The following is an 11086-nucleotide window of genomic DNA, read 5'->3' as shown; positions in this document are numbered from 1 at the left end:
TCCTGGATCGAAGCCGCCAAGAAGCGATTGCACCACAACGTGCTGGCGATCGCACTCGCCAACAAGCTTGCCCGCATCGCCTGGGCGGTGCTGGCTAAAGGACGCGCCTTCGAGCTGACAAGGACCAACGATGCAGGCGTCCGACCCGCTTGATCCTCGCGCCGTGCTCGGCGCGGTCAAGGCGCGGCCTGGCAACGCCGGAGCCAGCCGCAAGCCAAGCGCAACGGCCGGCCTTGACCGCCCGTGCGCGCGACGCGACGCACGTCCTGCGGGCGGGGACGAAGGAACGGCCCCTGGCTCGAACACAGGAACTGCGAGGTAGGAGGAGCAAGCGATGACGTAACCCCATCAGCAGGTTCCAGCCGAGGTCTGCGAGAGGATGAGACGGGATGGAGGTTCGGTCTTCCCGGCGCATGCGAACACTGGTGACCCAAATGGCCCAATCGAGGCCTGTCCGCTAATGAGAACGCACGCGCGCTGATATCCATGATGGCCCGGAGAAAATGCTCCAATCAAAGGCCGGATACATTGATGCAAGACCACTCACCACCTGATCGACGAACCTCTTGCTACGCACGGCCGGACCATACATCAGGGTCAAAAGCTGCGGTAGGCCCTAAGCTGAACCGACGCCCCGTTTGCCCCTGAGAGCCGACATGGGACGGGCTCGAGCGAGCTTCGGCTAGGGGCCAGAAGCGGTCATTGCACGTCGGCTCTTATGCCGCTCGCAGGCGATCGCCTGCGTCCCTCAATATGATCTGCCAGAAACTCGGCATCTTCGCCGACCCCCCAAAGAAATCCCGATCTTATCTTGTGCATGCGATGCAGGCCGAGAAAGTAAAGTCCAGGCACGCTCGTGACACCACGTTGTTGACGTGGAGCACCACGCGCGTCGAGTACATCGCAATCGATCCAGCTGAAATCGTAGCCGTAGCCCAACGCCCAGATCACCGTACTGATTTTGGCATCACGCAGATCGAGCGAGTCAATTTCGGCGAGACGCGCCCGCCTTGCGCTAAGAATTTCGTCGTACTCCCCACCAGGTGGAGCATCAATACCCTTGGCGGCTATGTAGGCGTCAATGGTGGAGAGCCATTGCCGAAAGGTTTCATCTCCGACCTCAAGGTTGGCGTTAAGGTCTGTCGCGAGCAAAATCTGATTTTCGCGGATGTCTTTGAGACTGCCGAGCAGCCTCGCGCCACGTTGCGCCAACTCGTACAGATCAACGGTTTTTCCACCCTTGTAACCGGTGACCAACGGGCCGCGAAAACCGGGAGGTATCATGTCCGTGGTTCGATTGGTGGCGCCGGTTTCTTCGTTCCACCAGCCTGAATCGCGTCCGCGGTAGCGTCGCGGCTGACGCCGATGGCCACGCAGGGCGTAATACACACTTCTGCCTTCGAGCAGCAGATCTTCGACGATCTGACAGCCGGACGCACCGGAGCCGACGACCAGCACGCCGCCAGTAGGAAGCTCGGATGGGCGTGTGTAGCGGCTCGCGGTGACCTGACAAATTCCGGCGGGCAATTGGGCGGCGCACTGCGGCACTGTCGGAACTTGGTATGGTCCGGTTGCGACAACCACATTGCGAGCCGCGATTGAAGTCGTCCCCGCCTGCACCAGCAAGCGCCCATCTTCGGTTTGACGCACACCGGTGACGTTGACGCCGCATCGCACCGGCGCCGCGATACGCGCACCGTAATCTGCGATGAAGCGAACGACGTCATCTCGCCGGCTAAAGCCGTCGGGGTCATCTCCTGCATAAGCGTGCCCCGGAAGCCGCATCATCCAGTTGGGGAACTGAAAGTACAGCGAATCCCAGCGCTCGCTGCGCCAACGCTCGGCGACCCGGCCGCGCTCAAAGATGATGTGCTCGCGCCGGCGTTGGGCAAGATGATGGCTGATAGCAAGACCGGCTTGGCCACCACCAATAACAATGGTCTCGACCGATTCGGGCATTGCGGACTCCTGATTGCGCAGGTCAACATTCCCGTCTACCTCCATTGTCTGTCAAGGACTTCGTAGACAGATCGGTCCGACGCAGGATTGTCGCGCCGCTGGCGCCCTGATCGTCGGCTCACGGCGCGACAAGCGGTCGAGCAATAGTCCGCTCCGGGTCTTGGCTGTGCGAATGCGCGAGGATCGGCTCGTCAGTGTTAGCGGCAAGATTCCTCGAAACATGTCGAACCTCGTTTTCTGAATCGTTGATTTTTGATTGACAGCTTCGTTCAATTCTCTTTAGGCCGCCGTTGGCCAACCGGCGCCGCGAGCCTCCCCCTCTCGGACCACGCATCGCTTCGAGCTGCGGCACGTTGGTGAGCACCCGCCGCGTCATTTCCATTGTCAGCAGCGGATAGCTGTAGACGTAGGCGTCGCTGGCGAGCATTAAATCTTCGAGTCCTTCGCCGATGCCGAGGAACGAGCCCAACTCGGCTCGCCCCATGGTACTCATGAAGCGCCGCAAGTAAGCTCAAGCCGCCGATGGTCAGATTGCGACGAGTAATGTCCATGACAAATCGCCTTGCTGCCACATCAATTCACCTTGACCACAGCTGGCGGCTTCCACGAACCGTCGATGATCGAGGGAGGCATCTCCTTCGGCCAATACATGCGCATCATCGGGACGAAGTCGCCCTTCGGCGCCGGCAGCCAATTGGCTTCTTTGTCAGGGCCCGGCGACTCGTTCTGGAAGTAGAGCGTCAACGACCCATCGGCGTTGGGCTTCGGATTGTCGCGCGGGCTGACGGTAAATTTGTTCAGCGCGTTTGGAACGAACCACCAGCCTCCGTCGATCATGTACATCGTGATCGACCAGAAGCCGTTGACTGGAGGCGTCTCGCCCTTGGCAAACGTCAATGTATATTTGTTGGCACCACTGAGTTTCTGTCCTGTGCTGTCGACTTCGGTCTTGGGATAGACCGCGTCTTCTTGTCGATTGGCGGGCCAGCCGAACGCAGCAACAACGGCGCGCTTCATATAGTCGGTGCCATAGGCTCCGAGGCCCGACCAGACGATCCAGCCGTTCACGGTCTTGCCGACGATTTCCTGGCTCGCTTCGATCTTTTTCAGCGCGACCTGCGGCAGATCCTTCAGTGCTGCCTGTATGGCCGGATCGAGCTTGCTCAACTCGAACGGTTTTCCGGGCACAATGCCGATTTTCGCCATGCGCCCAAGGATCGGTGCATCTTCAGCAGGCGGAGGCGCTGCGCCAGCCATGAGCTTGGCCATCAGGTTGAAATATCCCTCCGTGCCCATATCGATAATCACTGTCTGCGGCTTGTCAGTCATGCTGAAGCCCGGATTCGGATTTACGGGCAGCGCCACGGGGCTATACGGCTTGCCAGCGGCAGAAAGCGGCACAATACTTAGTTGCGTCTGCAAACCGTTGACGATCTTGTAGTCCTCGTCCTTGCCGTCAGCATAAGTGCGACCGAGGATTACTAGGTACCGCGTAGCGACCGGGATATGCTTCATGCCTTTTGGCACCGTCCCTTTCCAGTCCGGCCCAGTAAACAGATAGCTCGCCGCCTTTCCGCCGGCCGTGCGCTTGCTCGGCGACGATGGCAGATCGCTCATCCATAAATCGGTTAACTCAAACAGATAGAATCGGTCACCCATGTCGGGATGGCTGAACACCTGCGGTTCGGCGAGATCGAGCCAGGCGACTGAATAAAGCGTATCGGCGTTGGGCGCAGAAACGCCGCGATAGTCGGCGGGCGGATAACGCGGAACGTTGATGAATTGACCCATCGGCGCCGTAAAACCTTGAATCTTCGGCACGTTGCTCATTTGTACACGCGTCACCTCGGTGGTGATGAGCGAATAGCCGTAGACATAGGCGTCGGTGGCGATCTGCTGCGCCTCTGCTGGCGTTAGGGCCTGGGCCTTCACAGGCAAAGTCAGCCCGAAGCAGGATGCGGTAGCCAAAATGCTCACGAAAGCTGCATAAACGAAAGATCGTCTGGTCGGATTCATGACGGATACCTTTCTGAGAGAGATTGTCGATCGCGGGCAGAAAGCGAGGACAAACCCTTCGTTCGGTCATCAACTGGAGCGGGGAAGCGTGAGCTTTCCCGCCTCCGCGTTTGTCTCAGTAGCAAGGCGGAAAGGGATAATAGCCGCAGGCCGGACGAGCATACGGGTACGCATAGGGTGCAGCATACGCGGCCGCTCCATACGCCGCGGCGCCTACGGCCCGGCATACATGGCGCCGCGAAACGCCGAACGACGTGCGACGCCGGCAAACGACATCGGCGTGAACGGCCGGCCAATAATGTCGATGAAGAGGGCGGCTCCACCGTCGGCGCCGGCGATATCTCCCTCCAGGGTCTGAACGTTGAACGTTAGCTTGTCGCCTTCGAGCTTCGGATTTTTCAGCACGACGACGGCGTCCTTCACCGAACCGTCCTTGCCGAACACGGACAAGGTCGCGTTCGGAGGGTTGTTGGTGAAACTGTCCTCGCCCGATCCCCATTCCGCGATTATGTCGGCGGTGGGCTGGTGGCCGGCGGACCGCACCGGCCGATCGGCGAAGATGATCGCGCTGGGTGTTACGCCGGTTAAGGTCAGCGTGTCGCCCTGCAACGTCGCGCCACGCGAGTTGAGCACGAACAGCGAGGGCACGATCTCGGGTTTGGCCGGAATAGATGGAGTACCGATTGTTTTCAGCGAAAGCGGCGCTGCCGCGCTCTGAGCAAGCGCTACTTCTGTGCCGTACAGCGCAGCGGTCACGGCGACACTTCCGACAATAAGATTCAGTTTTGTAATGCGCATGACGCCGATTCCTTTTTCTTTGCAGAAGTTTGATCGGTCGAAGGAAGCACTCGCACCGGCGCCAGGGTCGCGTTCAAGAGAACATGCAGCATCGGCTGCATTAAACGCCGCAAGGCGTCTGCAGGACTCGATTACGGGGCGCTGGAACTAAAAGCTCGTCAAATTTAACGTTGAAGGGCGATTTCGAAATGATGCATCGGCTACCTCCAAGAGTATCACGTTAGCACAAACTATAAGAGCGAGTCATGGTCATAATTGTATGCCTATACGTTGTCGCGCTGTGGTTGGTGTTTTCGAGATTTCGGCTCGTGAAATGGGGCTGGTTGTCCGGGACAACTTCGCTGCTGGTTGGCGGGTTTATCCTCGCAACATTTCTCGCGCTTTTAATTATCTCACCCCATCGGGCCGCGTGATGGTGACCGGCCGCGTCGTGGAGGTGACCCCGAACGTGACGGGACAAATTGTCGCGATCCCGGTCAAGCCGAACGTCCCGGTGAAGAGGGGCGACGTGTTGTTTCAGATCGACCCGGCCCCAATCCAGTGCAAGATCACGCAATTGCAGGCCTCGCTGGCCACGGCAAAGCAGCAGACCAAAATTCTAAAGGCGAATTACGAGCAAGCGACAGCGAATGTCACCGGGCTCACCGCGCAGGTCGCGTACAACGCGAAGCGCCTCGCCGATACCAACGCTTGCGTCAGACGATGCGAACTCGCAATTCCAGGCGCAGGACAAGCAGGTCCAGTATGAGACGGTGTCCGCGCAATTAGACTCGGCCAAAGCGGCGCAGCAAAGCGCCAAGCTTGCACTCGACTCCGAGATCGGTGGCGTCAACACGTCGGTCGCGCAACTTCAGGCGCAGCTCGATAACGCCAACTGGAAACTGTCACAGACGGCGGTGCGTGCGCCGGCGGACGGCTATGTCACCGTTGTCGCATTGTAACGAGATGAACCGGGACTTGCTTCTTTTGGGATGTCGGGAAGCGCTACCGCCTTTGCTGACAACGCCGGCGTGATCGGTCTTCTTGCCTCGATCCTGGCGTGGGTCAGTTCGTAAGGTGGCCATTGGGCCGGGCCCGGACAGGCGACTTCGTAGACTAGCCGGTTTTGGCGCAAAGCGGAGGCACCTTGTTCAAATTGAGAATTCCGCCAAGGCGCTTATTCTTGGTTCTCGAAACTGCTATACCGGGCGCGCTGCTGGCGTGGACCTAGAGTCAGCGAGTACATTGTGGTTTGAACATTGCGCACTAAGTGGCGCGGTTCATGGCAAGACGTGTTTCACCATCTGAAGCGGCCATGCGGCAAAGCTAGGTTTGTGTCGAACGCGGAGCCCAGCATTGTTTGGTTTTCAAACTGCCGTAAGGGCCGCACTCGCCGCCATGCTGGTCTGTCCGGTGGCCAGCTCGTTGGCTGCAGATGTTTCGATCCGGACGAGGTACGAGAGCTGGCGAAGGCGGAGCGGCGGTTCAACGAGCTCCGGAGAGCCATCTTTGGATCAACGTGACTTTTGACCTCCAATGGGCGCCCAAGGATTGGCCTGCCGCCTACGCAGTAAGTGTCTCAACTACTTTTAGATAAGGACTGCAAGCCTGCCCCAGGAGGGCGTTCTCGGTCATCGCTAGCACAGACATTACGGACGGCGAGACGTACAGAAGGCGCCCCTTCCGGTCATGATTGAGGACTGCCCCCACGCTGCCCGACGCGATGACCAGGCGGGCCTGCCATCCCTTAATGCAAAAGAACCCCCCTGTTCGGGAGGTTCTCCTGGAGCGGACGCATTGGACTTTGGAAATGCACCGGTCCCGATGCCCGCTCAGCGACCACACTCGAGCAGAAAATGCAAATTTTCTGCTATCGCTGATGACCGAGACCGATGCCGAGCTGGTGTGCTTTCGCCCGCAGTGCGGGCACTGTTCGTTTCATCTGCTTGGAGATACTGGCGATAGGCGTTCTGGCCTTGGAGTGGGCCTTCAGAGCTTTTACGTCATCGCGAGTATATTCTCGGCGGCTGACCGACTTCTTCGACTTTGGCACGCTTGCTTGCTCCGCGGTTTGCACCCCCAACACCGGCGTTCACAACGCAGCAGAGCTGTGGACAGTTCCGGACGTGCAGATGGGCGGCGACCGCTTCGCGCTCAGATAAAGACCAGCGCGACGGTCGCGCCGGTGAGGACGACGATGCCGGCACCGATAATGGTAAGGAAGACGTGCTGCATTCTTCACAACGAGCACACCCCATCGGAGTTCCTCGCTGGCCTCGCCGTCCAGGATGAACCCGCGCCGATATTCAGCGCAGTGTCGATAGTCCACAGGTACCGGCTGGTCCAGTCGTGGCCGCCCTTAGAGAACAGCCGGACGCTCTTGCCGTCGCGCTCCAGGCGCACGCGGCGGCCATCGTATTTAGATTAGTTTCGGTTCCGGAGGATCGAAGCAAGCACACCGCGCGTCTCGATCGCCTTTCAGATATTGAAGCGCTCACCCTGACGAGGCTTCGACCTAACTTCTCATTGATCCTACCTGGAAAAGACAAGTGACCGATCGTCAAAGGCGTCGACAGCGAGCGAGCTGGCGCCCGCCGTAGTATGCAGTTCCTGTAGTGACGGCATGCCGGCGTTCCGAACGTGGCGCTCAGTTAATGTGGCGTGCGGCCGCAGCATGCTAGCGGCGGCAAGTAAGGCAACAGCGGCAATTGCAGAAGTCGAAATGCGCTTCATGGGAACTCTCCTTCCCTGCCAACTAGGTTGTCGAGGGAACCGGCCGCGAGGTTCAAGCGCGACATGAGGCGGCGGCCTCTAGGAACCTGAAATGAAAGTCAGCGAGCTAGTGCAAGCCCTCCAAGCTCTCCCAAATGGCTTTGCGAACGTCGATTAGCAGCAAGTTCTGAGCTTCAAAAGGATCTGGGGCCTTCACGACGAAAGATACCTTGGGCAACCACCACCGTAAGTGCGAGCACGATGGCAGATTGTTCTGCCACATGTTCCTCAGTGTCAGGCTCAGCGACCAAAGCCATCTTCTTCATAATCTCCCAGATACCGGGAGAGTAGCTTTCCAAGGCCGCAATCGCTTCCCGGATCTGCTCATCGGTAAAGAACGTGCCCATGAGAAACTTTCGGCGCGGTTTAGACGGGATAACGCCACTTCAGAGCGAGCCGCATGACAAGCAAGGCCACGATGAGTGCAAAAACGATGACCCAGACGAAGGGCGGAACCGGCGATTGATGGTCGATGTGGGCAATGTAGATCACGAGAGCTAACAGAACGAGCGCAAGCACGTTCGACGACCAATAAATGGGCGAGCGCAATTGCCCGGTTGGCGCAAGTTCTTTCGCCCGTTCAGTCGCCCGCCTAGTGAGCCACCAGTAAAAGCCGAAAGAGGCGAGGGCAATTATCCAGGACATCTCAAGCTTTTCTCATGCGACTTTGTAGATGGCCCTATTGAGAATATTCAAATTGAATCGATGAGCTTAACGCAACCGACAACAGCCCAGCACTTCGCCTATTGGCCCGAAGCCGGCCATAAGAGAAGGGCAGAGCAGTCCGCTCTGCCCAGTGAGTTCAGACGTCGACCTGCTCTTCTATTGCGAGCGCATCGTCCCCCACGATGCCGAGACATCTAACCGTGCCTTCGTTCATGGTATGCTGAAGGCTGCTTTGCCGCCAGGCCAACGTCGCGCCTGACGACCTGGCTATCGGACGGGCTTGTAGACTTTGGCGACCGCCTCCGCCTTCTTCATACCTGCTACCGCCTCAGCCCCGGTCATCAGCCACAGTCGTCTTGGCGGACTTGACCGCGCCACCCGCGGCGATGGCCAGCGCGATGGCAGTCATGCTCTCATTGTTCGGGACATCGGCGATGATCGTGAGATCGTAGTCACCGAAGCAATACCAACCACCAACGAATTTGCCCCCGACGGCCTCGCATGTAGAACGGCCCACAGCTTCAACTCGGTTCTCCGGCTTCTTAAGCTGGGCGGCAATAGATTCTGCAGTGTAGGCCGCCTGATACATGTAGAGCGGCATGTTCAATCTCCCGGTTGTTGTGCACTCTGTGATCGGAAGCTGCCCTCGGTTGTCCCCATTTCTTGAGGGTCACCATTGCCCCCCGCCTGCGTACTGTGCGCGCGTCATTTCCTTTCGTCAAATATCGCTGAGGCGAAGCCTGATCGCGCGCGCAATATTGTGCGGAATGCTAAATCGACGTCCGTTCTTGGGGGAAGCGCGGAAGAGGTCTACTCGTGCTGAGTATTTCTCAGTTTGACCCAGAAGGGACATTGAGCGTTTTTCGAACAAACAGCGGTTTGCCTCTTTCAGGTTTGGGAGGACGGATTTTGGGCCATGGGGGATCGCATTCCCCGAGGTGGCGTCGAATTGTGTCGCCCACCGAACATAGTGGGTATAAGGTTGAAGTTGGGCGGCGGTTTGGGCGCGCCGAGACTGAGAGTTGGGTTGGCTCCCCCGCCCCGTGAGGCCGCCACCATGTTCAGAAAGCAGTTCACCGAGGTCCAGGATGCTTGGACACTCGCGCACGCCATCGTCGATACGATACGAGAACCACTTATTGTGCTCGATCAGTCTCTTCGGGTCGTTGCCGCGAGCCGATCCTTCTATCTGACATTCAACGTCAATGCCGACGACACTCAGGGCAAGCTCCTCTATGATCTCGGAGATGGTCAATGGGACATTCCGAAGCTTCGCGTACTGCTCGGAAAAATCGTTCCCGAGCAGGGAGCGATGGAAAACTACGAAGTCGAGCATGACTTCCCGAACATCGGTCGGCGTACGATGCTTTTGAATGCCCGTAAGGTTTTCTACGAGACCGGTTCACACTCCACAATCTTGCTTGGTATTGAGGACATTACTGAAAAACGCATCCTCGAAAATGAAAAGGATGAATTGATACGACAGAAAGAGATGCTTTTGCAGGAGATGGAGCATCGGGTCACCAACAGCCTGCAAATCATCGCCAGCATCATCATGTTGAAGGCAAGAGCAGTGGAGTCGGAAGAGACCCGGCGTCATCTGCAAGATGCTCATAACCGGGTCATTTCAGTTGCGGCGGTTCAAAAACACTTGCACGGATCGGTTACTAGGGGGTCGGTGGAAATGGGCCCTTATCTGGCGACGCTCTGCACGGCCCTGTCGCGCTCAATGATCGGCGACAATCGGCCGATTTCGATCAAAGTCAGCGGCAACGGCGGAATTTCCTCCAGCCGCAGCGCCGAGAGCATCGGTCTAATTGTTACCGAGCTCGTCATCAATTCCCTCAAGCATGCGTTCGACGAAACGACAAAGGGCGGCGAGATCACAGTAGCCTACGATGTGTCAGGAACTGATTGGCAGCTTACGGTCTCCGACAATGGTTCCGGTAAGCCGGATGGCGTGTTCGCTCAACCGAAAACGGGGCTTGGTACTGGAGTGGTAAAAGCGCTGGCAAAACAACTTGATGCTCAAGTGGTGACATTGAGCGGAGCTTTGGGAACGAAAGTTTCGGTTACGCACGCCACGTTTGCGGCCACGTAATTTATGCGGGCACGCCGCACCCGAAGCGCGCCGAGGTCGTTGCTTGTACGGAAGGATAACCCCAATGGTTGCCGCCAAACGACCTCCAGAGCGTTCCTCATTGACGCCCGTACCGGACGATGACCCGTCAGAGCCAAATGCCGCGGTGACGGAGGTCGTCGACGAGACGGAGATGCCGCTGCCATCCGATCCGCGCACGTTCTTTCTCGGTGGTTTATTCGGGCTGGCTGCCTTGGCGGCGCTCTACGTGGCGAGCTCGATCATCCTTCCCGTCGTGCTCGCCCTCGTATTGAATCTCCTTCTTCAACCCGCTGTCCGTCTGTTGGGGCGTGTGCATGTGCCTCGCGCGGTCGGAGCGCTCTTGACCGTCTTCCTGGTCATTGGAGCACTTGTAGGTCTCGTGGCGGCCTTATCGGTACCGGCCGCGACCTGGGCGGAGCGGCTGCCCGAGGGCATACCGCGCCTGGAGGCACACTTGGAGGTTATAAAAGGGCCAATCCATGCTTTGCAAAGGATAATCCAACAGGCCGAGCAGGCGGCAGACGCTCCCCCTGGCCGGGGTTCGATCGTTTCGGTTCGCCGCGACCTTGGCATAACGGGCGCACTTTTCGCAGGGACGCGCTCCGTCCTCGATGGCCTGTTTACGACCGTCTTGGTGCTCTATTTTCTTTTGGTGGCCGGCAACATATTCCTTCGACGCGTCGTCGAAATCCTGCCGACGTTCAGCAACAAGCGGCAAGCCGTCGATATCTCTCAGCAGATCCAGGAGGACATATCGGGCTATCTGGTGACGAT

Annotated in this window: 11 protein-coding genes and 2 pseudogenes; 5 read left to right on the top strand and 8 right to left on the bottom strand. The window is 58.3% G+C overall.

Translation table 11 applies throughout. From position 1 onward, the window contains the following. Nucleotides 1-153 (top strand): annotated as a pseudogene (locus E4K65_RS45645) (IS110 family transposase); the annotation flags it as partial. A gap of 546 nt (nucleotides 154-699) precedes the next feature. Here E4K65_RS45645 and E4K65_RS45640 read toward each other — a convergent pair. The 4 genes and pseudogenes from E4K65_RS45640 to E4K65_RS45625 form a co-directional block, all read right to left on the bottom strand. Beyond that, nucleotides 700-1959: an NAD(P)-binding domain-containing protein gene (locus E4K65_RS45640; RefSeq protein WP_135179636.1), complete on the bottom strand. Its 1260-nt coding sequence runs from the start codon at nucleotides 1957-1959 to the stop codon at nucleotides 700-702. 118 nt (nucleotides 1960-2077) lie between these two features. Further along, nucleotides 2078-2428 (bottom strand): hypothetical protein, encoded by a 351-nt coding sequence (locus E4K65_RS45635; RefSeq protein ID WP_167771689.1) that lies wholly within the window; start codon nucleotides 2426-2428, stop codon nucleotides 2078-2080. Between the two features lie 104 nt (nucleotides 2429-2532). After that, entirely contained in the window at nucleotides 2533-3975 is a 1443-nt protein-coding gene (locus E4K65_RS45630; RefSeq protein WP_135179634.1) for a DUF1254 domain-containing protein, read from the bottom strand. 115 nt (nucleotides 3976-4090) lie between these two features. Beyond that, nucleotides 4091-4773: pseudogene (locus E4K65_RS45625) on the bottom strand (hypothetical protein). Nucleotides 4774-5086: 313 nt separating this feature from the next. Between E4K65_RS45625 and E4K65_RS49325 the strand changes: the two are divergent. Together E4K65_RS49325 and E4K65_RS49320 are read left to right on the top strand one after the other, a co-directional pair. Further along, entirely contained in the window at nucleotides 5087-5521 is a 435-nt protein-coding gene (locus tag E4K65_RS49325) for an HlyD family secretion protein (protein WP_235886050.1), read from the top strand. Between the two features lie 4 nt (nucleotides 5522-5525). After that, nucleotides 5526-5714, top strand: a complete 189-nt coding sequence (locus E4K65_RS49320; RefSeq protein ID WP_235886049.1) for a hypothetical protein — start codon at nucleotides 5526-5528, stop codon at nucleotides 5712-5714. 1570 nt (nucleotides 5715-7284) lie between these two features. Here E4K65_RS49320 and E4K65_RS45610 read toward each other — a convergent pair. The 4 genes from E4K65_RS45610 to E4K65_RS45595 form a co-directional block, all read right to left on the bottom strand. Next, nucleotides 7285-7485 carry a hypothetical protein gene (locus E4K65_RS45610; RefSeq protein ID WP_135179632.1) on the bottom strand — a complete coding sequence of 67 codons (201 nt, stop codon included), beginning with the start codon at nucleotides 7483-7485 and terminating at the stop codon, nucleotides 7285-7287. Between the two features lie 173 nt (nucleotides 7486-7658). Further along, complete coding sequence (locus E4K65_RS45605; RefSeq protein WP_235886048.1) at nucleotides 7659-7871, bottom strand: hypothetical protein; 213 nt, start codon at nucleotides 7869-7871, stop codon at nucleotides 7659-7661. Between the two features lie 19 nt (nucleotides 7872-7890). After that, nucleotides 7891-8169 (bottom strand): hypothetical protein, encoded by a 279-nt coding sequence (locus E4K65_RS45600; protein ID WP_135179631.1) that lies wholly within the window; start codon nucleotides 8167-8169, stop codon nucleotides 7891-7893. 349 nt (nucleotides 8170-8518) lie between these two features. Then, a complete protein-coding gene (locus E4K65_RS45595) occupies nucleotides 8519-8791 on the bottom strand; it encodes a GYD domain-containing protein (RefSeq protein ID WP_135179630.1) in 273 nt (90 codons plus the stop codon). A 456-nt stretch (nucleotides 8792-9247) separates the two neighbouring features. Between E4K65_RS45595 and E4K65_RS45590 the strand changes: the two genes are divergently transcribed. Together E4K65_RS45590 and E4K65_RS45585 are read left to right on the top strand one after the other, a co-directional pair. After that, entirely contained in the window at nucleotides 9248-10291 is a 1044-nt protein-coding gene (locus tag E4K65_RS45590) for a sensor histidine kinase (RefSeq protein ID WP_135179629.1), read from the top strand. A gap of 64 nt (nucleotides 10292-10355) precedes the next feature. Beyond that, nucleotides 10356-11086, top strand: a 731-nt coding sequence (locus E4K65_RS45585) for an AI-2E family transporter (protein ID WP_135179628.1), incomplete at its 3' end; no start/stop codon positions are given.

Origin of the sequence: Bradyrhizobium niftali (assembly GCF_004571025.1) — a bacterium.
In the GTDB taxonomy this organism is placed as follows: domain Bacteria; phylum Pseudomonadota; class Alphaproteobacteria; order Rhizobiales; family Xanthobacteraceae; genus Bradyrhizobium; species Bradyrhizobium niftali.
The sequence above is the reverse complement of the archived record's forward strand: the minus strand, read 5'-3'. Positions and strand labels throughout refer to the sequence as shown.